This is a genomic window from Pseudonocardia hispaniensis (genome assembly GCF_042658695.1).
GTDB classification, from domain to species: Bacteria; Actinomycetota; Actinomycetes; order Mycobacteriales; family Pseudonocardiaceae; genus Pseudonocardia; species Pseudonocardia hispaniensis.
This window is the reverse complement of record NZ_JBHSQW010000044.1, coordinates 236936-260280: the sequence shown is the minus strand read 5'-3', so window position 1 is coordinate 260280 and position 23345 is coordinate 236936. Positions and strand designations below refer to the sequence as shown.

The 23345-nt window shown below is 70.3% G+C and carries 23 protein-coding genes and 2 tRNA genes; 18 read left to right on the top strand and 7 right to left on the bottom strand.

Going from position 1 to position 23345, the window contains the following annotated elements:
• Window positions 1–90 precede the first annotated feature (90 nt).
• The 8 genes from ACFQE5_RS21380 (at window position 91) to ACFQE5_RS21345 (ending at window position 8136) form a co-directional block, all read left to right on the top strand.
• Complete coding sequence (locus tag ACFQE5_RS21380; protein ID WP_379587581.1) at window positions 91–1011, top strand: alpha/beta fold hydrolase; 921 nt, start codon at window positions 91–93, stop codon at window positions 1009–1011.
• 44 nt (window positions 1012–1055) lie between these two features.
• Window positions 1056–1664: a methyltransferase family protein gene (locus tag ACFQE5_RS21375; protein ID WP_379587579.1), complete on the top strand. Its 609-nt coding sequence runs from the start codon at window positions 1056–1058 to the stop codon at window positions 1662–1664.
• Between the two features lie 78 nt (window positions 1665–1742).
• Window positions 1743–3719 (top strand): PAS domain-containing protein, encoded by a 1977-nt coding sequence (locus ACFQE5_RS21370; protein WP_379587578.1) that lies wholly within the window; start codon window positions 1743–1745, stop codon window positions 3717–3719.
• 170 nt (window positions 3720–3889) lie between these two features.
• Complete coding sequence (locus ACFQE5_RS21365) at window positions 3890–4567, top strand: response regulator (RefSeq protein ID WP_379587576.1); 678 nt, start codon at window positions 3890–3892, stop codon at window positions 4565–4567.
• 99 nt (window positions 4568–4666) lie between these two features.
• On the top strand, window positions 4667–5515 hold the full coding sequence (locus tag ACFQE5_RS21360; protein WP_379587575.1) for an alpha/beta fold hydrolase: 849 nt from the start codon (window positions 4667–4669) through the stop codon (window positions 5513–5515).
• A 35-nt stretch (window positions 5516–5550) separates the two neighbouring features.
• Window positions 5551–6558: an LLM class flavin-dependent oxidoreductase gene (locus ACFQE5_RS21355; RefSeq protein ID WP_379587574.1), complete on the top strand. Its 1008-nt coding sequence runs from the start codon at window positions 5551–5553 to the stop codon at window positions 6556–6558.
• Window positions 6555–7481 carry a DUF1028 domain-containing protein gene (locus tag ACFQE5_RS21350; protein ID WP_379587573.1) on the top strand — a complete coding sequence of 309 codons (927 nt, stop codon included), beginning with the start codon at window positions 6555–6557 and terminating at the stop codon, window positions 7479–7481. Before ACFQE5_RS21355 ends, ACFQE5_RS21350 begins: the two co-directional genes overlap by 4 nt.
• Before the next feature lie 88 nt (window positions 7482–7569).
• On the top strand, window positions 7570–8136 hold the full coding sequence (locus ACFQE5_RS21345) for a YybH family protein (protein ID WP_379587572.1): 567 nt from the start codon (window positions 7570–7572) through the stop codon (window positions 8134–8136).
• 87 nt (window positions 8137–8223) lie between these two features.
• On the opposite strand, the gene ACFQE5_RS21340 is transcribed toward ACFQE5_RS21345, so the two are convergent.
• On the bottom strand, window positions 8224–8997 hold the full coding sequence (locus ACFQE5_RS21340; RefSeq protein WP_379587571.1) for a cyclase family protein: 774 nt from the start codon (window positions 8995–8997) through the stop codon (window positions 8224–8226).
• Window positions 8998–9310: 313 nt separating this feature from the next.
• On the opposite strand from ACFQE5_RS21340, the gene ACFQE5_RS21335 reads away from it, so the two are divergent.
• The 7 genes from ACFQE5_RS21335 (at window position 9311) to ACFQE5_RS21305 (ending at window position 17999) form a co-directional block, all read left to right on the top strand.
• Entirely contained in the window at window positions 9311–9445 is a 135-nt protein-coding gene (locus ACFQE5_RS21335; RefSeq protein WP_379587569.1) for a hypothetical protein, read from the top strand.
• A 1126-nt stretch (window positions 9446–10571) separates the two neighbouring features.
• Entirely contained in the window at window positions 10572–13139 is a 2568-nt protein-coding gene (locus tag ACFQE5_RS21330) for a Pls/PosA family non-ribosomal peptide synthetase (protein WP_379587568.1), read from the top strand.
• Between the two features lie 15 nt (window positions 13140–13154).
• A complete protein-coding gene (locus tag ACFQE5_RS21325) occupies window positions 13155–14801 on the top strand; it encodes an acyl-CoA ligase (AMP-forming), exosortase A system-associated (protein ID WP_379587567.1) in 1647 nt (548 codons plus the stop codon).
• Window positions 14802–14812: 11 nt separating this feature from the next.
• Entirely contained in the window at window positions 14813–15115 is a 303-nt protein-coding gene (locus tag ACFQE5_RS21320) for an acyl carrier protein (RefSeq protein ID WP_379587566.1), read from the top strand.
• A 215-nt stretch (window positions 15116–15330) separates the two neighbouring features.
• Window positions 15331–15510 (top strand): hypothetical protein, encoded by a 180-nt coding sequence (locus ACFQE5_RS21315; protein ID WP_379587565.1) that lies wholly within the window; start codon window positions 15331–15333, stop codon window positions 15508–15510.
• Window positions 15511–16857: 1347 nt separating this feature from the next.
• Window positions 16858–17328 (top strand): helix-turn-helix domain-containing protein, encoded by a 471-nt coding sequence (locus ACFQE5_RS21310; protein WP_379587563.1) that lies wholly within the window; start codon window positions 16858–16860, stop codon window positions 17326–17328.
• Window positions 17217–17999 (top strand): IS630 family transposase, encoded by a 783-nt coding sequence (locus tag ACFQE5_RS21305; protein ID WP_379588069.1) that lies wholly within the window; start codon window positions 17217–17219, stop codon window positions 17997–17999. Before ACFQE5_RS21310 ends, ACFQE5_RS21305 begins: the two co-directional genes overlap by 112 nt.
• Window positions 18000–18091: 92 nt before the next feature.
• On the opposite strand, the gene ACFQE5_RS21300 is transcribed toward ACFQE5_RS21305, so the two are convergent.
• Window positions 18092–18165: transfer RNA gene (locus tag ACFQE5_RS21300), tRNA-Gly, on the bottom strand.
• Between the two features lie 209 nt (window positions 18166–18374).
• On the opposite strand from ACFQE5_RS21300, the gene ACFQE5_RS21295 reads away from it, so the two are divergent.
• Window positions 18375–18451, top strand: a tRNA-Pro gene (locus tag ACFQE5_RS21295).
• A 278-nt stretch (window positions 18452–18729) separates the two neighbouring features.
• On the opposite strand, the gene ACFQE5_RS21290 is transcribed toward ACFQE5_RS21295, so the two are convergent.
• The 5 genes from ACFQE5_RS21290 to ACFQE5_RS21270 are packed head-to-tail and all read right to left on the bottom strand — an operon-like array spanning window position 18730 to window position 22198.
• On the bottom strand, window positions 18730–19959 hold the full coding sequence (locus ACFQE5_RS21290; RefSeq protein ID WP_379587561.1) for a tyrosine-type recombinase/integrase: 1230 nt from the start codon (window positions 19957–19959) through the stop codon (window positions 18730–18732).
• Window positions 19959–20150, bottom strand: coding sequence for a helix-turn-helix domain-containing protein (locus ACFQE5_RS21285; RefSeq protein ID WP_379587558.1), 192 nt, complete (start codon window positions 20148–20150; stop codon window positions 19959–19961). Before ACFQE5_RS21285 ends, ACFQE5_RS21290 begins: the two co-directional genes overlap by 1 nt.
• Before the next feature lie 13 nt (window positions 20151–20163).
• The gene (locus ACFQE5_RS21280) at window positions 20164–21366 is read right to left on the bottom strand and encodes an FtsK/SpoIIIE domain-containing protein (protein ID WP_379587557.1); all 1203 of its coding nucleotides are present in this window, start codon (window positions 21364–21366) and stop codon (window positions 20164–20166) included.
• Window positions 21363–21809 (bottom strand): hypothetical protein, encoded by a 447-nt coding sequence (locus ACFQE5_RS21275; RefSeq protein ID WP_379587556.1) that lies wholly within the window; start codon window positions 21807–21809, stop codon window positions 21363–21365. Before ACFQE5_RS21275 ends, ACFQE5_RS21280 begins: the two co-directional genes overlap by 4 nt.
• 2 nt (window positions 21810–21811) lie before the next feature.
• A complete protein-coding gene (locus tag ACFQE5_RS21270) occupies window positions 21812–22198 on the bottom strand; it encodes a hypothetical protein (protein WP_379587555.1) in 387 nt (128 codons plus the stop codon).
• 173 nt (window positions 22199–22371) lie between these two features.
• On the opposite strand from ACFQE5_RS21270, the gene ACFQE5_RS21265 reads away from it, so the two are divergent.
• Both ACFQE5_RS21265 and cutA read left to right on the top strand, forming a co-directional pair.
• The gene (locus ACFQE5_RS21265; RefSeq protein WP_379587554.1) at window positions 22372–22986 is read left to right on the top strand and encodes a helix-turn-helix transcriptional regulator; all 615 of its coding nucleotides are present in this window, start codon (window positions 22372–22374) and stop codon (window positions 22984–22986) included.
• The gene (cutA, locus tag ACFQE5_RS21260) at window positions 22983–23333 is read left to right on the top strand and encodes a divalent-cation tolerance protein CutA (protein WP_379587553.1); all 351 of its coding nucleotides are present in this window, start codon (window positions 22983–22985) and stop codon (window positions 23331–23333) included. The genes ACFQE5_RS21265 and cutA overlap by 4 nt, the downstream gene beginning before the upstream one ends.
• The last annotated feature ends 12 nt before the right edge of the window (window positions 23334–23345 follow it).

The following is a 23345-nucleotide window of genomic DNA, read 5'->3' as shown; positions in this document are numbered from 1 at the left end:
CGGCCGGATGTCATCCGGCGGGCGGTCACCACGAAGTGACCAGCGCCCATCGGCCGATGAGTTCGCCCCCCGGATGCAGTCGGAGCTGTCATGACGGCCCACCTACTCACGACCCCCGAGGTCGATCTCGCCTACCACGTCCACGGCCCGCTGCCGACGACTGACGGGCGCCCACCGCTGGTCATGATCGGTCAACCCATGGATGCCAGCGGATTCGGTACGTTGCGGACGCACTTCCCCGACCGCACGGTGGTCACCTACGACCCCCGCGGCCTCGGCCACAGCATCCGCAAGGACGGCCGGGTCGATCATGTACCCGCCGTACAGGCAGCCGACGTACACGCTCTCATCGAGGCGCTCGGCTCGGGCCCGGTCGAGATGTTCGCGAGCAGCGGCGGCGCGGTGACCGCGCTCGCCCTCGTCGCGGCGTACCCCGACGACGTCGTCACGCTGGTCGCACACGAGCCGCCGCTCATCCCCGTGCTTCCCGACGCCGCGGCCGCCGAGCGCGCCCGGGCCGCCGTCCGGGACGTCTACCAGGACCGGGGCCGGGGTGCCGGCATGGCGGCCTTCATCGCGATGACGTCGTGGGAGGGCGAGTTCACCGACGACTACTTCGCCCAGCCCGTGCCGGATCCCGCCGCGTTCGGGATGCCGGCCGAGGACGACGGCACCAGGGACGACCCGCTGCTGTCCGACCGGTCCTGGGCGGTCAGCAGCTTTCGCCCCGACGTCGACGCGCTGACCGCGGCGCCCACCCGAATCGTGATCGCGGTGGGCGAGGAGTCACGCACCGTCTTCACCGGACGCACTGCGGCGGCGACGGCCGCCCTGCTCGGCCAACAGGCGACGGTGTTCCCGAGCCACCACGGCGGCTTCCTCGGCGACGAGTCCGGCTATGCCGGCCAGCCCGAGGCCTTCGCCCGCAGGCTGCGCGAGGTACTCGACGGGGCCCACCGCCGCGGACCGGAACAGATGAGCGCCACGGTGCGACATCCCACTCCTCGCTGAACGCCGCGGCGTTGACGGCGTACCTCGCGGGCCGACAATGAGCCATGGCGGAGTCTTCTGACCTGGCCGCCCGCAGGCGGCGGGCGGCGGCCGGCACCGTGCTGATGACGGCGGGGCCGTCGGTGTTCGTCGGGGTGATCCCGTGGCTGCTGACCCGGTGGCGCGTCCGGCGTCCGGTGCCCGGCGGGACGCCCGCCCGCGTGGTCGGTGCCCTCCTGGTCGGCGGCGGTGCGACGGTGCTCGCCTCCTGCTTCACCCGCTTCGTCACCGAGGGGGTGGGCACACCGGCGCCGATGGCGCCGCCGGAGCGGCTGGTCGTCGGCGGGATCTACCGCCACGTCCGCCACCCGATGTACGTCGCGATGGGGGTGGCGGTCACCGGGCAGGCGCTGCTGCTCGGCCGTCCGCGGCTCCTGCTCTACCCCATGATCGCGGCGGTGCCCGTCGCGATCTTCGTCCGCCGCGTCGAGGAGCCCGCGCTGGCCCGGACCTACGGCGCCGAGTACGAGGAGTACCGCCGCAACGTGCCCGGCTGGCTGCCGCGGCTGCGTCCCTGGCGCCCCGCCGCCCCGCCCGACGGTCTGGAACCGTGCCGAACCGGGAACCCACCGTTCGGCGGATCACCCAGGTCCGGCGGACCCGCGATCCGATGACGGACCACCGCACGCCGTGCCCGGTGCACGGCCCAGCCGCCTATGCTCTCGCTGAGCATGGGCGGGCGAGGTGATCCGGTGACGGAGTCCGATGTGGTCCCGACCTCGCCGGGCACGGCAGAGGACCGCCGGGCGGTGGGATTCTGGTCCGCTCCGTGCGCCCTTGTGCTCATCTCGATCGACGCGGCGGGGCGTGGCTGGATCACCGACGTGAACGCAGCCTGCTGCGAGCTCCTCGATGCACCGGCCGCCCGGCTGGTCGGCCGGCCGTTCGACGAGCTCGTCGACCTTCCCCCGGGATCTGCCGCGGTACTCGCCACGGTGGCGTCCTCCGGACAGCCGGCCACCGTCGTGGCGCGGTGCACCGGATCCGGTGGCCGGCGGGTCCGGGTCGAGCTGCGGGCAGGCGTCGCCTCGGGAGACGGCAGCGCGCCCTACGACGTGGTCATCGCCCTCGAGGACCGCACGGACCGGATGCTGGCGGGTGATGGCCCCCTACCCCACTCGGTGCGCGTCCTCCAGGACATCGTGGAGAACTCCCCCGCCCTCATCTACGTCAAGGACCTGGACGGCCGGTTCGTCTACATCAACGAGTACTTCGGGTCGCAATTCGGTGTCCCGCCCGACGGGGTGGTCGGCAAGTCCGACTACTTCGTGTTTCCCCCCGACATCGCCCGCGCGTTCAGTGCGAACGACAAGCTCGTGCGCGACACCCGACGCGCACATGAGTTCGAGGAGCCGGCACCGGGTCCGCACGGCGCGTACCGGACGGTCAAGTTTCCGCTGTTCGACGAGTCCGGGCAGCTCGTCGCCGTCGCCGGAATCTCCACCGAGATCACCGATCTGAAGCGGGCCGAGGCCGCCGCCCGCGACGCCCGCGACGAGGCCGAACGGGCCAGCCGGGCCAAGAGCGAGCTGCTGTCGCGGATGAGCCACGAGCTGCGCACACCGCTCAACTCGATTCTCGGGTTCGGCCAGCTGCTGCAGCTGCAGCCCCTCGGCGACGACGTCCGGGAATCGGTGGACCGGATCATCAGCGCCGCCAGCCACCTGCTCGCGCTGATCACCGACGTTCTCGAACAGTCCCGGATCGAGGCCGGCCACCTGGTCCTGTCGCCGGAACCGGTGCACGCCGTGGAGCCCCTGATGGAGGCGATCGAGCTGCTCCGGCCGCTCGCCGGGAAGTGCGGCGTCGAGCTGTCGTGCGATCTGCACGGCGGGCTCTACGAGTTCGTGGTCGCCGACTACCAGCGGCTCAAGCAGATCCTGCTCAACGTGCTGGGCAACGGGATCAAGTACAACCGGGAGGACGGGGCGGTCACCGTGTCGTTTCGACGGGCCGACGACGGCCTGCTGCGGTACCTGATCACCGACACGGGCCCCGGGCTCGACGACGCCGACCTGGACGAGCTCTTTCTTCCCTTCGAACGGCTGGCGGCCGCGGGCTCGGACACCGAGGGAACCGGTCTCGGCCTGGCCCTGTCGAAAAGCCTCGCCGAGGCGATGGGCGGGCGGATCGGGGTGCTGCGCGGCACCGAGGGCCCGGGCTGCACCTTCTACCTCGACCTGCCCGCGACCGATGCCCCGCGGGATGCCCACAGCGTCGTGTTCGGCGGCCGTGGTTCTCCGACGTTCACCGTTCCGTCGTTCGCGCCGACCAGGATTCTGTACATCGAGAACGACGAGGCGAATGAGGAGCTCGTCCGCCGAGTCTTCGCGCTGTGCCCCGAGGTCACATTGCGGATCGCGCGGACCGGTAGCGCGGGCCTGAGCGACGCGGCGCGGGACCGGCCCGACGTGATCCTGCTCGACCTGCACCTACCGGACACACCGGGTGAGGCCGTCCTCGTCTCGCTGCGGGCCGACCCGCGGACCCGCGACGTCCCGGTGGCCGTGCTCTCGGCGGACGCGACCAGCGCGCAGATCGACCGGCTGACCGCCATGGGGGTCGCCGACTACATCACCAAACCGGTCGACGTGGCCGATCTCCTGCGGCGGGTGCATGCGCTCCGAGAGCCGGTGGACGACCACGACACCCGGAAGACCGGTCGGTAGCCTCGGTGACGACACACCGGGCGGCTGGGCCGACCGTGTCCGGTTCGCTCCACTGGCATTCTCACGTTCCGTGCAGGCAACGAACCCGATCGCCCGGCCCGTCGAGCGGCGTCTCGACGTCCCCGGGTCGTCATGGAGCGTCGGCGCGCAACCGGAACGGGAGCCGACGGATGGCTGAGCCGCTCAGACCCGGCAGCACGTCCACGGCGGGTGAGCGGCTCACGGTGCTGGTCGCCGACGACCATCCCGTCTACCGTGACGGTCTTTCCCGCGAGCTGCTGCGCGATCCGGGGCTCGCGTTGGTGGCGAGCGTGTCCGGGGGCCATGAGGCGCTCGAGGCCATCCGCAGGCTCCGCCCGCAGGTGGCGATCCTCGACCTGCGGCTGCCCGATCTCGACGGGATGGCCGTGCTCGAATCCGTCGGGGTCGAACGCCTGCCCACCGGAGTCGTGGTGCTGTCGGCGTTCGGCGACAGCGCGACGGTGTACGAGGCGTTCAGCCGCGGCGCGCGTGCCTTCCTGCTCAAGGCGTCGACGTCGAGCGAGATCGTCGAGGCCGTGCGGGCCGTGGCCCGTGGCCAGAGCGTCATTCCCGCGGCCTTCCAGACCGGCCTCACCCGCGAGATCCAGGCCCGCCGCAGTCTCGTCGACCGCCCGCTGTTGAGCCCACGCGAGATCCAGGTCCTGCGCCTGGTGGCCGAGGGGCGATCCGCGTCGGAGATTGGCGGCGAGCTCAGTCTGACCGTCGCGACGGTCAAGAGCCATCTGCAGCGGATCTACGAGAAGCTCGAGGTCTCCGACCGGGCGGCGGCGGTGGCCGTCGCGATGCGGCGGGGACTGCTGCGTTAGCCCAGGCAGCTGCGCCCACCGAACGGTTGAACCAAGGTTCATCCCCGCCCCGCCGCACGACGGATAGGCAGACCCGCCGGCCGCGGCGAAGCTCGGGGCATGGCTGACGACCGCCCCACACCCTCCGGTGGCACGCGCACGGCGCTCGAGCCGGTGACGGTCGACGGGCCGGCGGGCCGGCTCGCCGGCTGGGTCACCGCCGACGCTGCCGACGACACCGTCCCGGTGCTGTTCATCCACCCGATCAACATGCAGGGTCGGATCTGGGCCGACGTCGTCGAGCGGCTGCGGCCGCGACGGCGCTGCCTGCTGCCCGATCTGCGGGCGCACGGTACGTCCGACACGGCGGGTGACCTCGGGCTCGACGCATGGGTCAGCGACTGTGAGGCGTTCCTCGACGCACAGGGCGTCTCGGGCCCGATGCACGTCGTCGGCGGGTCGCTCGGTGGTTCTCTCGCCTGCTGCCTGGCCGCACGCCGACCGGGTCAGGTCGTCTCGGTCGCCGGCATCGGCAGCTCGCTGCACTTCACCGGCGTCGATGTGGCCGCGGTCCTCGACACCTTCGACGAGCTCGGGGTGGCCGGGACGTTCCGCAAGGTCTTCCCCGAGATCACCTTCGGACCCGGCTGCCCCCAGGAGATCATCGAACTGGGGCTCAGCCTGGCCAACCCCAATGACGTCGAGACGGTCAAACGAGTCTGGTACGCGACGGTGACCTCCGACTCCACCTCGCGGGCGGCCCTGGTGACCGCTCCGGCGCTCGTCCTCACCGGGGAACACGACGCGACATGTACCCCGGCGCTGGGGCTGGAGATGGCGCGGGTCCTGCGCACCGAGCAGGTCCTGATGCCCGGGGTCGGGCACATGCCGATGCTGGAGAACCCCGAGCGGGTGGCCGTTCTGCTCGACCGCCACTTCGCGCAGTCCGAACGCGCCCTGGCGTGCTGACCGATGCCGTGCCGGCGATCCGATCCTGGAGTGACATGAACCCGAGCAGCCCGGTGGGACTTCTCATCGGAAGCCACATCCCCCCGGCGGATATCGCCCCGCTCGCCGCCCTCGCCGAACGCAGCGGGTTCGGCGAGCTCTGGCTGACCGAGGACCTGTGGTACACCAGCGGAATCGTCTGCGCCGCCGCCGCGTTGGCCGCCACCTCGACGATCCCGGTGGGGCTGGGTATCCAGTCCGCCGTCACCCGGCACGCCTCCATCCAGGCGCTGGACTTCGCCACGCTCGCCCAGATCTACCCCGGACGGTTCTGGCCCGGGATCGGGCTCGGCCTGCCCGCCTGGCTGGACCAGATGGGGATCATGCCGAAGGCACCGCTGCGGGCGGTTCGCGAGACGGTCGAATCCGTCCACCGACTGCTGGGGGGCGAGACGGTGAGCCTCGACGGGGCCCACCACCTGAACGAGATCACGCTGACCCACCCGTGCACGCCCGTCCCACCGATCTACGTCGGCGCCGTCGGCCCCAAGTCGATCAGACAGACCGGGCGGATCGCCGACGGCCTGGTCGGGTCGGTGACCAGTGGGACGGCCTACGTGGAGTGGGCCCGGCGGCTGCTCGACGAGGGGGCGGCCACGGCCCCGGCCGAGCGGCGCAAGCGCATCGCCACCTTCGCGCTGTTCTGCCACGACGACGACGTCGACGCCGCACGCGCCGCGCTGCGGCCCACCCTCGCCTTCTACCTGACCGTCATGCAGGGCACCGATCTGATCAGCATCTACGGCATCGACGACGAGCTGGCCGAGCTGGCCGCCGGGGGTGTGGAACGGGTGGCGGCGGAGATGCCCGACCGGTGGCTCGACGACCTCGCGGTCGTCGGGGACGGACCTCGGTGCGCCGCCCAGATCGAGGCGTTGCTCCAGGCCGGCTCGGACTCGGTGATCCTCTTCCCGGCTCCGTTCGAACGCGGCAGGGAACTCGTCCGCCAGGCCGGCTCGCAGGTGATCCCACGGGTCGGACGGGGCGCGAAGGACGTCTCGTGACCTACTCGATCCTGGCCCTCGATCCGGAAGCCGGCGAGATCGGCGTCGCCGTGCAGTCGCACTTCTTCGCCGTCGGCAGCTGCGTCCCGTGGGCCCAGGCCGGGGTGGGTGTCGTGGCGAGCCAGTCGATCGTCGAGCCCGCCTACGGGGTGCGCGGCCTGTCCCTGATGGCGCAGGGACGTTCCCCGCAGCAGGTCCTCGATTCGCTGCTCGCCGACGACGCCGGCGCACCGACCCGGCAGGTAGCCATGCTCGGCGTGTCCGGCGCGGGAGCCACGCACACCGGCCCGGGATGCATCGGCCACGCCGGACACTGCGTGCGACAGCACAGCCGCACCCAGGCCAACCTCGTTGCCGCCCCGCAGGTGTGGACGGCGATGGCCGAGGAGTTCGAGGGGGCGGCGGGTTCGCTGGCCCAACGGCTGCTCGCCGCCCTGCGCGCCGGCGAGGCCCAAGGCGGTGACCTTCGTGGGCAGCAGGCTGCCGCGCTCAAGGTGGTCCGCACCGTCGCGACCGGCGACCTGAACGCCGACGTCGTCGTCGACCTTCGCGTGGACGACGCGGACCGCCCCCTGGACGAGCTGGACCGGCTGCTCACCGCCTCACAGACACTGGCAGGCCTGCTGCGGCTGCTGCAGACCCCGGGACTGCTGATCGGCGAGTTCGCTGTCGCGGAGGAAACCCTCACCGACGCCCTCGGCGAGCTGGACCGCGCGCAGACCCTCGCCGGCGTGAGCAACGCCGAGCCCACGGTCTGGAAGGGCCTGCTGCTGGCGCGCGCCGGGCGGACCGACGCCGCCCGATCGTGCTTCGCCTCGGCCGGACGGGTCAATCCTCGTACCGCCGAGCTGCTGCGCCGGCTTGCGGCCGCGGGCATGTGGACGCGCGACCCCGCGGAGCTGGAGACGCTGCTCCCCCCGTGAGGCTCCCGGCGCCGGGCAGAAACCTCCGACCGGAGCCCATCGACGCAACCGACCGGGCAACCGGTCCGAGCCGAAGAAAGGACGGACGATGTCGAACCTCGAGAAGGACCGCGAGGCAATCCTCACGCTGCACAAGAACTGGTGGGAAGCCAACCATCAGCTCGTGATCCCGCTGATGGAGACGGTCTACCCGGCCGGTGACGCCTATCTGATGTTCAACCTGAACGGCCATCCCTACTTCGGGATCAAGGAGAAGGTCGAGCTCTGGAAGCACTACCAGAAGGAGCTCGACATCGTCGCCTACCCGGACATCGAGATCATGCGCCTGACGATTTCCGGCGACATGGCCTGGATCGCCTGCGAAGGCATCTTCCCGATGCGGATCATCGGGTCGTCCGGCACCGGCTCGGCTACCTGGGAGACCAAGGACGGCGTCGAGTACGACCCGTTCCGGCTGCGGGCCACCGAGATCTACCAGCGCGACGACGGCAACGGGAACCCCGTCTGGAAGATGTGGCACTTCCACTGCTCGCCGATGCCCGACCCGGATGAGCCACGGCCGGGACTCGGTGGCACGCAGAACCAGCGTGGGCTCGGCGGCGGGCCGGGAATCACTCCGCTCCGAGTCACCGGTGAAGGCACACGGGAGAACTGACGGACCCGGAGTCTGCTGCTCGGTGGCGGCCCGGCCTACCGGCGGCCCGCATCCCCGCGTCGGCGGGCCTGCCGTCGGCGCGGGCCGTCACCGTTCGACCAGGGCGAGCACCCTGGTGGGGCTTCCCGAGCCGGAGACGATGGGCAGCGGGCAGACGATGAGCAGGGCACCGGTGGGCGGAAGCAGGCCGAGGTTGCGCAGGCTGGTCAGGCCCCATTTGCCCGCGCCCAGCAGATAGTGGTGGCAGGGGAAGGGGGGCTCGAAGCCCATCGCGGCGCCCGCGTCGATGCCGACGGTCTCCACCCCCACCCCGGTCAACGGGGACTCCTCGGCCAGCCAGCGGGCGCATTCGGCGGAGAGTCCCGGGGTGTGTGGACCGGCCTCGTCGGCGTTGGCGAACGCGGCGGGGTCGCCGCCGCGGGCGTCCCAGCCGGTGCGGTAGAGCAGCCAGCCCCCTTCGGGCAGCGGGCCGTGCTCGGCCTCCCAGGTGCGGATGTGGTCGACCTCCAGCACGAAGTCGGGGTCCTTCGCGGCCTCCGCGGTCATGTCGATCACCGCGGCGGCGGAGACCAGCGTGCTCATCGGTGCCTGGGAGACGTCGAGGCCGCCCCGGCCGGTGATCCAGTGCACCGGGGCGTCGAGGTGGGTGCCGGTGTGCTCCCCGGTGTGGATGTCGTTCCAGTACCAGGCGGGTCCGCGGTCGTCGTAGCGGGACAGCTCGTCCAGTCGGAACCGGCTGGTGTTGGCGAACGGCTCGGGCAGCTCAAGGACCGGGGTGGCGGCGTGCAGGGGCGTGGTCAGGTCGAGAATCTCCACGGCTCCGGATCGGGCCGCGTCCAGGACGGCGCGCAGGACGGTCATCGTCACTCCTCGAAGGTTGATGGGTCGGGTCAGGCCCGTCTCGGCCGGCCGGGCGGTCAGGGTGGTGCCGGCCTCGTCGGCCGCCGCCCACGGCGCACAGCTCGGCAACACCCCCCTCCCGACGGTTCTCGAACGTTCTCGGGTCCGGCCCGGCGTTCGTTGCGACGCTCGGAGCCCGGCCCCGGCCGGATCAACCGGACCGCGTCGCGGCCATCCGCTGGTCGCGGCGCCGCGGAGGGCTGCGCCCGCACGCCGACGAGCCGGGCCTCGCCCACCCGCTCGCGCGCCTCGTCGACGTCCACCGAGCGCGCCGGTGGCCGACCAGGACCTCGGTGTCAGCCACGGCACCTCCGCCGCGCTCGGTGGACAGGCGATGCGTGTGGAGGATAGCCAGCGCCACCGGAATTGCGTCATTCTCATCATCGTCAACGACAACGCACGGTCCTGACCTGTCGCCGCTGAGGCCACCGAGATCATCGGTTGGGAACACCGAGCCGCGCCGAGCGCGGCTGCCGACGCCGAACCGCCGATCATGGTGGTGCCGTGCCGGCGAGGACGGCACGACCCTGGCCACGGTTGCGGACGGGACGCTGATGGTGCTGCGCCTGCCCGGGCACTGGCCCTGATCCGACCCCGGCCGGCCAGGAAACGACCACCCGAAATCGTTCGGTGGGACCAGCCTCGGTGGCGCACTTCCACGTGGGGCTTCGCCCCGAACGAATGCGATCCAGAGAATGCTCATGTGGCCGACCGAAGACCTTGACTTTCCGCCGGCATCGGACGAGCTGGACGAACTCATTACGTTTGTGAGCCACGTCGACGGCCCAACTCGACGAGCACCGGTTTGAGCTATCCGAGTGAAGCGGACTCGGCCTCGGCGGTTGTATTGCGTTCATGGCGGCAGTCCGTATGCTGAAATCCTCAACCACCTGACCCGCGAGCGCCAGAGCACGGCGAGGATCTCGGGTTCGGTCGCACGATCAGGTCTCGTGGAGGGGTAGCCGGCAGGTGCGTGCACAACTCCCGCAGCATGTCGAACGAGACAGGTTCAGCCTGAAAGGAACTGTTCGGGAAAGGGTGAGCAAAGGCCTTACATGCCAGGGCTCCCCAAGCATGGTCACGATGGTCCAGGGGACTCATGACTGTTGTCTGCATGCAGGATGAACGAGTAGGAACTGTCGCGTCGACCCCTCTGCGCCTTCTGCGCAGATTTTGGCCGGGCGGCTTGCGCGGAATGGATCTTGCGTGGCGCGAGTCCAGCGTGAACCGCCAGGTCCCTGACGTGTAGTCGCCATCAGGTCGGCGGTGTGGTCCATGGGAACATCCACCTGGACACCGCCTGCTGCCCGGAGTGCGCCGGCGGCCCGACGGGCTTGAGGACGGCAATGTTCGAGGTACGTCCGCGCGCCCCGGAAATTGGATATTCGACGGTCGGCCGTGCCGATTCGGCATCGGCGGGACCGCTACCCCAGCGGCGGACCGTTCTACCGGAAGATGACGGACATCCCTTTCGTTCGTGTAGCTCAGCGCGCCAGCAATGACCACTCCGACATCTGGTTCAAGGGGTCCACTTGATGGGAAACTCCCACGACGATCTGACCGCTGACCCGGCTGACCATCTGACCGCACTCGCCGAACGCGAGCGAGGCTTCGCGGAGGTGCTGGTCCAAATCATGGGCACCGAGCAGGTATCGGCCGAGAGCCACTTCTTCGATGACCTCGGTGCCGACTCGATGCTGATGGCCCGATTCTGTGCCCGGGTGCGCAAGCGGGCGGACCTGCCCTCGGTGTCGATGCCGGACATCTACCAGCACCCGACGATTCGGAGCCTCGCGGCGGCCGTCGCCGGCACCAGGACCGACACCACCCGCACGCCCGCCTCGCCGTCAGCGGATCCGGCGGCTCTCATCGAGCCGCCGAAGCCGGTCGGCAACGGTCTGTACCTCCTGTGCGGAGCGTTGCAGCTCCTGTTCTTCCTCGGTTACCCGGCCCTCACCGCGGCCGCCGGGGTGAAGGGCTTCGAGTGGGTCTCGGCCAGCCCGAACCCGGTCGACGTCTACCTGCGGTCGGTCGCGCTCGGCAGCGCGATGGGGTTCGGCCTCTGTGCCCTTCCGATCGTGCTCAAGTGGGTGCTCATCGGCCGGTGGAAGCCTCAGCAGATCCGCGTCTGGAGCCTGGCGTACTTCCGCTTCTGGCTCGTCAAGACCCTGATCCAGCGGAACCCGATGGTGCTGTTCGTCGGTTCACCGCTCTATGCGCTCTACCTGAGGGCGCTGGGCGCGAAGGTCGGGCGCGGCGCCGTCATCCTCTCCCGGAACCTGCCCGTGTGCACCGACCTGCTCAGCATCGGCGACCGCGCGGTGATCCGGAAGGACGCGTTCTTCAACGGCTACCAGGCCGACAACGGCGTCATCCAGACCGGCGCGGTGAGCGTCGGCAAGGACGCGCTGGTCGGCGAGATGACGGTGCTCGCCATCGGGACATCGCTGGGTGATGGTGCCCAGCTGGGGCACTCCTCCTCGCTGCTGGCCGGACAGGCCGTGCCCGCCGGTGAGCGCTGGCACGGCTCCCCCGCGCAGCCGACCGACGTCGACTACCAGCGGACCCCCGGGATGAACGTCAGCACCTGGCGACGGATCGTCTTCCCGAGCCTGCAGCTGGCGAACCTGCTTCTGCTGGGTACGCCGCTGGTACTGGGCATCGCGGACCTCGCGCTCACGAAGGTCCCCCCGCTCGCCAGGCTGACGAACCCGGGACCGGTCGCGTTCACGAGTTGGGCGTTCTACCGCGACGACGCGCTGGTCATCTCCGCCGTGCTCTTCTTCGGTGCCGCGCTCGTCGGTCTCGTGTTCGTGGGAACCATTCCGCGGGTGCTGAACCTCGTCCTCACGCCGGACACGGTCTACCCCTTGTACGGATTCCACTACGGGATCCAGCGCGTGATCGCCCGAACGACCAACATCAGGTTCTACCTGCGTCTTTTCGGCGGTACCTCCTATATCGTCCACTACCTGCGCTGGTTGGGCTACCACCTTCGGGAGGTGCGACAGACCGGTTCGAACTTCGGCGAGCTCGTGCAGCACGACACCCCGTTCCTCAGCTCCGTCGGCAGCGGAACGATGGTCGCGGACGGGCTGTCCATCATCAATGCCGACTACTCGAACACCTCCTTCCGCCTGTCCCACGTGTCGATCGGGGCGGAGAACTTCCTGGGGAACCGGATCGCCTATCCCTCGCTGGGCAGGACCGGCGACAACTGCCTGCTCGCGACGAAGGTCATGGTTCCCCTCGACGGACCGGTGCGGGAAGGCGTGGGCCTGCTGGGCGCGCCGAGCTTCGAGATTCCGCGGTCCGTCAAGCGCGACAAGCAGCTCGACGTGGGGAGCAAGGACGAGCTGCGCCGCCGCTTGTGGGCCAAGAACGTCTACAACACCATCACCATTGCGCTGTTCCTGCTGGTGCGCTGGATCTTCGCCTTTCTCGTCACCGTGCTCTACCTGGCCGCCACCGACCTCTGGGCCTCCCTGGGGGCCCTCGTGTTCGCGCTGGCCACCGCCGGGGTCCTCGTCCTGTCCATCGCCTACTTCATTCTGGTCGACCGGATGGTCCGGGGACTCCAGACCCTGCGGCCGCAGGGTTGCTCGATCTACGACCGCGCCTTCTGGCGACACGAACGCTTCTGGAAGCTGTCGGCCGGCACCTTACTCACCGCCTTCGACGGCACGGCGCTGAAGACCGTGCTCTGGCGGCTGCTGGGTGCGCGGATCGGCCGCCGGGTGTTCGACGACGGCTGCTTCCTCACCGAGCGGACGTTCACCACGATCGGTGGCGGCTGCACCCTCAACGCGGGCAGCGTCATCCAATGCCACTCGCAGGAGGACGGCGGATTCAAGTCCGACCACACCGTGATCGGTGCCGGCTGCACGCTCGGCGTCGGCGCATTCGTCCACTACGGCGTGGCGATGGGCGAGGGCGCGATGCTTGCCACCGGCTCCTTCCTGATGAAGGGCGAACAAGTGCCACCGAATGCTCTATGGGGCGGAAACCCCGCCAAGAGGATGCGTGAGCACTCGGGCGACCCGCAGGTCCGAAAGATCAGCATCGACGACAACAGCGCTCCCATGCTCGTCCGCGGCGGCTGAATGGGATCCGCGGACATGCTCATCCGGTTGCCGGACCTCGTCGCGAGGTCCGCCCGACGCAACCCCGGCGCGCCCGCCCTGACCGCGCGGACGGGCACGATCTCCTACGCCGATCTGCACGAGCGGATCGAGCTCGCCGCCGCCGGCCTGCGCGACCTCGGGCTCGATCGTGGCGAACGCGTCGCGGTCTTCCTCGACAAAAGGATCGAGACCATCGTGGCGCTGCTGGCCTGCTCACGGGCCGGTGGCGTGTTCGTCCCGGTGAATCCCGTGCTGCGGGCCCGGCAGGTGCGGCACATCCTCGACGACTGCGCCGTGCGGGTGCTGGTGACCTCCACGGACCGGCTGCGGGCCCTGCGCGCCGAGCTCGCGGCCTGCACGTCACTCTGCGACGTCCTCGTGCTGGGCGACCCGGTCGTCACGGACGAGGAAACCCCCTACCGCGTGCTCGCCTGGTCGGCGGTCGCCGAGCGCGCGAAGCAGGCCGGGCGCGCTCCGACAGGTGGCGTCGACACGGATGTGGCCGCGATCCTCTACACGTCGGGGAGCACCGGGGCCCCGAAGGGCGTCGTGCTGTCGCACCGCAACCTCATCGTCGGCGCGGAGAGCGTCAGCAGCTACCTGCACAACACGGCGGAGGACCGGATCCTGGCCGTCCTCCCGCTGAGCTTCGATGCCGGACTGAGCCAGCTGACGACCGGCTGGTACGTCGGCGCCCACGTGGTGCTCGCCGACTACCTGCTGCCCGGGGATGTCGTCCGGCTGTGCGCGGAGCACCGCATCACCGGGCTGGTGGGCGTGCCGCCCCTGTGGATCCAGCTCGCAGCCCAACCGTGGCCGCCCGAGGCCGTGGCCGGGGTGCGCTACTTCGCCAACACCGGGGGGCGGCTCCCGCGCGTGACGCTGCAACGACTGCGAGCGCTCTTCCCGACCGCGGCGCCGTACCTGATGTACGGCCTCACCGAGGCGTTCCGCTCCACCTATCTCGATCCCCGGGAGGTCGACCGGCGGCCCGACTCGATCGGCAAGGCCATCCCGAACGCCGAGGTCCTCGTGGTCCGGGAGGACGGCGGTCTCTGCGGTCCGGGCGAGCCGGGTGAGCTGGTGCACCGAGGTCCGCTGGTCGCGTTGGGCTATTGGAATGACGCCGAGCGCACCGCCGAGCGGTTCCGGCCGCCGCCACACCGTCCGGTCGAGCTGGGTACGCCCGAGCTGGCGGTCTGGTCCGGCGATGTCGTCGTCCGCGACGAGGAGGGCTTTCTGTACTTCGTCGGACGGCGCGACGACATGATCAAGACATCGGGGTATCGGGTCAGCCCACAGGAGATCGAGGAAGTGGCGTACGAGAGCGGCCTGGTTCACGACGCCGTCGCGCTCGGCCTCGAGGACGAGGCACTGGGCCACCGCATCGTCCTTGTCGTGACGCCCTGCGATCCCGCCGGCTTCGACCCGGCCGCGGTGAGCGCACGACTGCGGCAGGTACTACCCGGCTACATGGTGCCCGCCGAGGTGGTGGTCCGCCGCGGCCTGCCCCGATCCGCGAACGGCAAGTTCGACCGAGCGTTCCTCCGCCACGAACTCACCGCCTCCCACCCTCAGGGGTCCTCCGACACCGAGAGAGCCGTTGGTCTGGATCGGCGGCCGGGTCTGCACGGCCGATGAGGGGAAGCCAGATGACTCGCTCACCAGAGATCTCGCAGGCGATCTTCGAGGACGTCAAGGCCGTCGTGGTGGTCACGCTGGACATCGCGGACCAGGCCGATGCCCTCACCCCGGAGACGGAACTGTACGGCAACTTCCCTGAGCTCGACTCGCTCACCGTCGTCAAGCTCATCGTCGCCTTGCGGAAACGGTTCAGGATCGAGATCACGATCGACGAGATCGTCGGCGACATCTTCGCCACCCTCGGGCGGCTCGCCGCCTTCGTGGAGGCCAAGGCACGAGAGCAGGGCAGGCACACTGCCCGAGGACGATGACGAGGAGGCCTGCGGCACCTCCGGCGCCCTCGTCCCGTCACCGTCGGCCCACACGTAGACATAGTCCACACCGGACAGATCCCGACGGGAGAACGCCTGCTGCTCGGCCTTTCAGGGAGCACTCTCGGGCCGCCTTCTCCGGTGTCGTTGGGCCTGTCCGACGCCGGCTACGGGCCACCATGAGCCCGAGCCGACAGCGCTCCAGAGGAGGCACGATGACGACCCAGCCCGGGCCCTCGCCCTCCGCCAGACCTGCGCCGACCGTCGACGAGATCTTCGCCAAGGCGACCCCTGTCTCCAGCATCGACGCGCTCGCCCAGGACGGGATCTTCGACGACGAACTCGACGACTTCCTCGCCGACCTCCGACAGATGCGCCGCTCCAGCATCGCCTGACGTGCGACGGATCATCCTCGACACCGACGCCGCCTCGCTCGTCATCGAGCGGCGCCTGCCCGGCACCCTCGCCCGCGAGTTGGCCACGGCAGAGCACGGCATCACCTTCGCTGGCGGCCCGCCCCACGCTCCCGTACACCGACGACGTCGCCAGGATCTGGGGCGAGATCACTGCCTACGCCGCCCACCGCGGGCGCCCGCGTCCACAGAGCGACAGCTGGATCGCCGCCGCCGAGGTCGAGCGTCGCAGCCTGGTCGCAGACGATTCAGCCACTACGTCGTCGACCGGTTCCTGACAGCCTGGCCCGCCGACGGCGCTGGGTCGTCCACGTCGACCCGACCTACCTCGATGTCATCCCACGCAAGGCTTGTGACGGCGAGATCGACGACGCCTGGTAGCGCTGTCGTGGCTACTGTCCATGCGCGAACTGCAGCAGGACCCGCCGCCCGTGCCTCCTCGCGCCGTCGTGCAGTGCTCTCACGCGCAATGGGAACCTTGCCCGCCGGCATCGTGGCGCGAGCGTGGCAGCCCCTCACGGTCGAGGAAGCCGACGCCGGGTGGCGCGAACGTCCATTGCGAGTGGGCAGACCGCCTCGACGCCGTGCACCTCGCGGCCGACACGTCGGGTCATCCCATACCCGGGATCAGCCAGAACTCGTCGCCGCGGCGGTACTGCCGTCCACGATGCAGCCGTCTCTGGGACGTCTCAACCCGACGCGGAGGCCATTGCAGCAACCGGCAGCACGGTGCTTGCGCGCCGACCCCGCTCAGCGTAGGTCGGTTGCGCGCTCGCGACCGGCGACGACAGCTCAGCCTGCGCCGGCCCGAGCCCGAAGCCCCCCGTGCTTGATCCGCTCACTCCGAAACTGAACCACCCTCGCGGCTCAGGTAGTTGGCCACCGTCTTCCGCCGCGCCCGCGGCTGTCGACCTGGCGGGGCTGGTGGCTGCCGTTGCGCACCACCAGACGCCGGCCCGTCCGGGCGGGCCTCATCGCCGGATCGGGGCTCGGGACTACGGTGAGCACGGGTCGCGCCCTTCCGACCAGCGTTGCCGCGCCGGTCCTGCTTGAGAACCTTCAAGATCACCGGAAGGGTACGACCCCTCCACGGTCATCCACAGATCTCAAGCATTGCTCGTGATTGGGTCCCGTCCGCCGTACACCCGGACCCGGAGCGCCCCGCTCTGGAGTCTCTCGATGTTGCCCCGAGCGCGACTCGTACCGGTACCAGGACGCCCCGTCATGGCATGAACGCTAGTAGTGTGTCGCTGCTTAGTTCTGGCATGTTTGGTTGAGATGTTGGTGGACGGCAGATCTTCCCCTTCCCCTCTGCCAGTCAGGACACTCATGCCGTCGCAGAAGAAGCGGCCGGTCACGTTGACCGCGGCCGATCGTGAAGAGCTGGTCCGGGTGACCACGACCGGGGTGCGCCCGGCCTCGATGATCCGGCGGGCGCGGGTGCTGCTCGCGCTGGACACCTCGCAGGGCGAGGTCGATGTCACGGAAGTGATCGCGGCTCGCCTGGGTGTCTCGGGTGAGACGCTGCGGCTGGTCGCCAAGCGGTTCGCCGAGACCGGTGGCGACATCTGGGCCACGATCGGCCGCAAGCAGCGCGCCGAGCCGCCGGTGCCCTCGCCGGTCACCGGGGAGGTCGAGGCGAGGCTGATCGCGCTGGCCTGCTCCACTCCGCCCGAGGGGCGTGCGCGCTGGTCGCTTCGTCTGCTGGAGAAGCATGTGGCGCTGGTCGAGGACATCCCCGATCTGGACCACTCCACGATCGGGCGGGTGTTAAAAAAACGGAACTTCGCCCTCATCTGAAGAAGTGCTGGACCATCCCACCGGCAGCGAACGCCGAGTTCGCCGCGCGGATGGAGGACGTGCTCGCGGTCTACGCTCGTCCCCGCGACCGGGCCCGGCCGGTGGTGTGCATGGACGAGAAGCCCTACCAGCTGCTCGGCCACGCCCGCGAGCCGATCCCGGCCGCCCCCGGGCGCGACGCACGCGAGGATTCGGAGTACGGGCGCCACGGCACGTGCTCGATCTTCTGCTGGGCCGAGCCCCTGGCCGGCTGGCGCCGGGTCGAGGCCCAGCCCCGACGCACCCGGATCGACTGGGCCCACCAGGTCCGGCAGGTCCTCACGGTGGACTACCCCGAGGCCCAGAAGGTGGTGCTGGTCATGGACAACCTCAACACCCACGGCATCGGCTCCCTGTACGAGGCGTTCGAACCCGGCGAGGCCTTCGCTCTGGCCCAGCGCCTGGAGATCCACCACACCCCCCGCCACGGCTCCTGGCTCAACATCGCCGAGATCAAGCTCTCCGCACTGACCCGCCAGTGCCTGGACCGGCGCATCGACGACCTCGACGTGCTCAACACCGAACTGGCCGCCTGGCAGGCCGCCACCAACGCCGACCAACGTCAGGTCAACTGGCACTTCACCACCCACGACGCGCGCACCCGCCTACGCCACCTCTACCCCAAACATTAGAAGCGACGCTCTACTAGATCCATTGGTGTCATATGTGGTGCCACGCTGTCGCCTACGGCGATCACGGCTCGAGCGTTTGTGCTGGTCAAGCGTGGAGCGGGCGACGGGAATCGAACCCGCGTAGCCAGTTTGGAAGACTGGGGCTCTACCATTGAGCTACGCCCGCGTGCCCCCGAGCACGCCCAGGGACGATCGCAAGCCTAGCGGACGCTCCCCGGCTCCCGTTCAGGTGCTGACCCGTCGCCGTCGAACGTGACAGAGTCCTCAGAGCTCGTCCCCTACCCGAGGCCCGGCGCGGCGAGCGGCACCTCGCAGGGCGCGTGCCCGCCCCCTGCGTCGCACCGGCGATCAGGCGAACACATACACTCCCTGCGACGGGGTGTGGCGCAGTTTGGTAGCGCACTCGCTTTGGGAGCGAGGGGCCGTGGGTTCAAATCCCGCCACCCCGACCAGGTCAGGGGCATGATCGGCGGTCTCGGTCGGTGGCCGAACGGCCGATCTGTAGCAGTCGTGTAGCAACGACTCCCTGCTTCGAAGGACGGGGTGCCTCCGGCGGAGCTCCGGTTCGGAAGTGGGGGCCGCCCCGCGTCCTCCCCGACGCCGCGCGAGCGAGCCCCCGTCGGCCCGCCGGCCGCAAGGGGTTCGCTCCGCCGCTTCGCGCCCCTTGCCCCCGACGACCCGGCGTGCGCTGACCAGGGTCCGGCGACGGTGAGGAAGTGGGGCTCGAGGTTCATTCGGCCTCCCAGTCGATCTTGTCCAGCGCCTCGCGCATGGCGTCCAGGTTGGTGTGCGCGTAGATCGAGAGCGTCACGTCCAGGTCCGCGTGGCGAGCGATGGCCCGCACGACGTGCGGCGGCGTGCCCAGCTCCAGCAGCAGCGTGACGACGGTGTGCCGGAAGTCGTGCAGCCGGACGCCGGGCAGGCCCGCGCGGGTGCGGATGCCGTCGAAGTGTCGGTTGAGGCTGCGCGGCTCGATCGGCGTGCCGACGCTGGTCGGGAACACGAGGCCGTGGTCGTGCCAGACATCGCCCGCGTCGATCCGCTCCTTGGCCTGCCGCTCCTGGTGCATGAGCAGGACACGGCGGGTGATCTTCGGGAGCGGGATCGTCGCCTCGGACGCCTCGGTCTTGGCCTCGTCGACGACCAGGCGGCCGCCGACCCGCTGGACGGTCTGCTCGACGGTGAGCGTCGCGCGGTCGAGGTCGAGGTCGAGGTCGGTCCAGCGCAGCCCGAGCAGTTCCCCGCGGCGCAGGCCGAGCGTCGCCGCAACGACGTACAGCGCGTAGAGCCGGGTCTTCTTGGCCTCGACGAGCAGCGTCTTGACCTGGGCGACGCTGAGGCCCTTGCCGACCTTGTAGCGCGGCGCCGGGATCTGCACGAGCTTCGCGACGTTGCGGGTCACCAACTCCTCGCGCTCGGCACTGCTCAGCGCGTTGCGCAGGACGGCGTGGATGAACTGGATCTGTCGCTTCGACGGCGTCCGGCTGCAGCAGCGGCCCGCGGAGCAGCACTGATCCGCGGCTTCGCGGTGCTTGTCGTAGCCATTGAGGCAGCACAGGCACTTGGACCGGCAGACGGCGATGAGCCGGCGGACGTCGGCACCGGTGAGCTTGTCGAGCCGCTTCGTCCCGAGCACCGGGACGATGTGCAGCCGGACGGCGCTCTCGTAGCCGCGGTGCGTCGTGGCGCGCTTGGACTCCGCGACCTGGGTGAGCCAGTGGTGGAGGTAGCCGGCCACGGTGAGCGCGCGATCGGGCACGGCGATGCCGCGGGCCGAGTCGCCCTTGAGCCGGTCGAGCTTCTCGCGGACCTCGTCGAAGCTGTGCCCGTACACCGGCCGCCGCTTCGTGACGCCGGTGGTGGTGTGGACGTACGCCATGCCGACCCACAGCCCGTCCGAGGCGCGCTGGTAGATCGTGCCCTCGCCGTTGGCCCGGCGCCGGCGCCGCTCCCCCGCCATCAGGACGCCTCGCCGAGCAGGCGGGCGATGTACTCCTCGATCGCAGCGCCCGGAACTCGACGGAGCCCGCCGATCTTCACTGACCGCAGCTCGCGGAGCCGGATCAGCTCGAACACCTTCCACCGGCTGATGGTCAACAGTTCGGCGGCCTCCTCGACCGTGTAGAGCAGCGGCACCCTCGGCTTCGACATCAGCTCTCCCCCGTCAGCTGGTCAGGTCGGTGATCGCGTCCCAGTAGGCGCCGTAGTCCGGCATCCACGGGGTGCGCAGGCGGCCGCTCACATGGTCCGGCGCGTCGTAGAGCGCGACCCCGGGTTGCCCGTGGCGGATGTGCGCCTCGGCCTGCGGCAGCGAGACGCCGGGATGCAGGAGCCGGACGGCGTCGACGTTGTCGACCGGCAGCGAGAGCCGGTAGGCGAACTGGCCGCGCAGCAGACCGCCGCCGACCTCGTTGGCCTCGGCGCGCTGCGGCAGCATGATCACGCGGACGCCGACCTTGCCACCCTCCGCGGCGAGGCGGCGCGTGGCGGTCGAGAGCCGGTCGCGGAGCTTGCGGTCGGAGCCGGCGAGGCCGAGCAGCGCGAGCCATTCCTCGAGGACGACGAACAGGAACGGCGCGTCCGGGCCCAACGGGAGGACGTCGCAGCGGGCCGGGATGCGCGCGAGGCGGGCGTCCATCTCGTCGACGAGCCGGTCGAGCAGCGCGGCGTGCGCGAGCGGGTCGGCGCCGAGGACCTGGAGCGCGCCGTGCCGCGTTCCGGTGAACGGCCGCAGGAGGACCGAGGACGGGTCGCAGCCCGTGATGACGGCGTCGGGCGCGGCGGCGAGCTGCTGGAGGATCGCGTACGAGAGTCGGCTCTTCCCTGACCCGGTGCGGCCCTGGACGATCAGGTGCACCCGCTCGGAGAAGTCGATCGTGACCGGGCGGCCGTACTCGTCGGCGCCGAGCAGCACGGGCACCGCGGCCGAGGTGCCGCGCGGGCGTGCGGGCAGCGGCATGGGCGTGGTGAGCGGGTCGCGGGCGAGGAGGGCGACGCGCAGCCAGCCGTGCCGGTCGGTGCTCACACGCACCATCGCCACACCCATGCCCTCGGCAAGCCGGTGGGCCTGCGCGCGGAAGTCGTCGGCGACCTGGCCGGGGAGCATCCGGACGACGAGGGTCAGCGGCGGGCCACCCTCCACCCACTGGACCCGGGGTGCCGAGGTGTGCGGGATACCGGCAGCCGTCTTGGAGTGGTGCACCAGCCCCGCACCGGTGACCGTGTCCTCCCAGCACCAGCCGAGCCGGGCGGCGAGCTCGTCGAGCTCACGGATCTCGCGGCGGCGCCGCAGCCGGGCGCGAAGGCCGCGGCCGCGGTGCCAGTCCTCGGTGATGACGTCCGGGACGTCGCGGGGCACGAGCGTCATCGCGCTCCCCCGCACTCGGCCAGCTCCCCCAGCCAGACCCAGCCGCCGCAGTCCGGGCAGCCGTCGCGGACCAGGACCTCGAACTCCCGCCGTTCGGTTCGCGCCGGCTCCCACACGTACGGGCAGGCCTGGCACACGATCACGGCGCGGATCAGTTCGGGCGCCGGCTGCTGCGCGAGCAGCCAGGAGACGGCGGCCCGACGGCTGGGCAGGCCCTCGGTACGGCACCTCGCCGCTCCAGCTCGCCCGGCCGGGTTGACCGCCGCGTACCAGCTCAGGCGGGCCGTGTATCGGCCGCCGAGCCAGCGCTTCTCGGAACCGACGACACCGTGACCGCGCCAGAACTCCTGCACGGTTCCCTGACCGTTCGCATCCCGCCTGCGCACGATGCGGTAGAGGCAGCCGCCGTGCCGCACCGTGAGCTGTTCCCCCAACCCGTCCATGGTCAGCCCGCGACCTCGGCAGGGCGCTTGCCCGTCGCCGCCGTCGACCGGATGGCCCCAGCGCGGTACCAGACCTGCACTCCGGTGACCTGGTCCTCGCGGTTCTTGCGCTCCATGACGCCGATCTCGAAGTCGAGCAGTTCGACCGGCGTCCCGGGCGCGATGTTCTCGCCGGGGTTCTTTTCGCTGGCCAGCCCGACGTTGATCAGCTCGCGCTGCGGGCGGCCGAACGCGCGGAACTCGGCGGCGAGCTGAGCGACCCACTTCGGGGTGCCGTCCTTCGCGACCTCCTGGCGGTACGGGTCGCCGAACGCCGTCTTGGGTTCGACGCCGAGCAGCAGGACGGAGCTGAACGTGCGGGCCTGGTCGACCTTGAAGTTCTGGATCACGACGAGTCCACCTCTCATGTCAGGTGACTGATGCGTCCTCGACAGAGGGCGTCTACGTCCCTACGGTTGCGGACATGAGTGTCACATGTCAAGGACAAGTTTGCCCCATTGAGGTGGACGGTAGCGTCCTATTGGCCGGACAGAACCGTCCCCGGCCGCACCAGGTGGACAACATGGAGATGCACGAGGTCATCCGCCAGCGTCGCAGCGAACTGGGCATGTCCCAGGGCGACCTGGCTACGAAGGTCGGCGTCGACCGCCGACAGATCCGCCGCTACGAGGCGGGAGAGACGCAGCCGACGCTATCGGTCGCGAAGACGATCGCCCGCGCGCTGGGCATCACGATCGACGAGCTGGCCGGCGACGAGACGCACCGCGTCGACCTCACCGGCGACTGGTGGGCCTGCTGGCAGTCCTGGAACAAGGGCCGCGAGGTCATCAACCCGCATGAGGTGCGGATGACCCAGCGCGGCGACACCGTCGACATCGTCGCCGTCACCCGCGGCACCCCCCTCGACGTGGGCGGCTACATGTGGCGCGGCGAGATGCGCCTCTGGGACAACGAGATCCTCATGGGCTGGTACACCGCCGACGAGGGCGCCGTCCGCTCGAAGGGCACGCTCTACTTCCACCTCCACCAGCACGGCGGGCACGCCACCGGCCGGTGGGTCGGACTGAGCTACGACGGCCCGATCATCAGCGGGTGGGGCGCCCTGGCCCGGTCGGAGGACGAGGTCGTCCGGTTGATGGACGAGCTGCGGAACGAGGAGAAGGCGAGCACGTCATGACCGAGTCGGCCCCCGAGCAGTACGAGTGCGTCGAGGTCGTGATCACGGCCGAGGATCCGGAGTGGCTCGCGAACTTCACCCGGCAGCTCGTCGAGGATCGCCTCGTCGCGTGCGGGCACAACATCGCGCAGATCCGGGCTATCTACCGGTGGGAGGGCAAGGTCTACGACGAGCCGCAGGCGCGGGTGGGGCTGCATACCCGCGCTTCGCTCGTGCCTGAGATCGTTGCTCGCGCCGACCGCGACCACGCCGACGACGTCCCCTGCGTGATCGCACTGCCAGTCAGCGCTGGCCACCCCGACTACCTCCGCTGGATCTACACCGAGACGACTCGACCTCACCAATGAGCGCTTCGCACG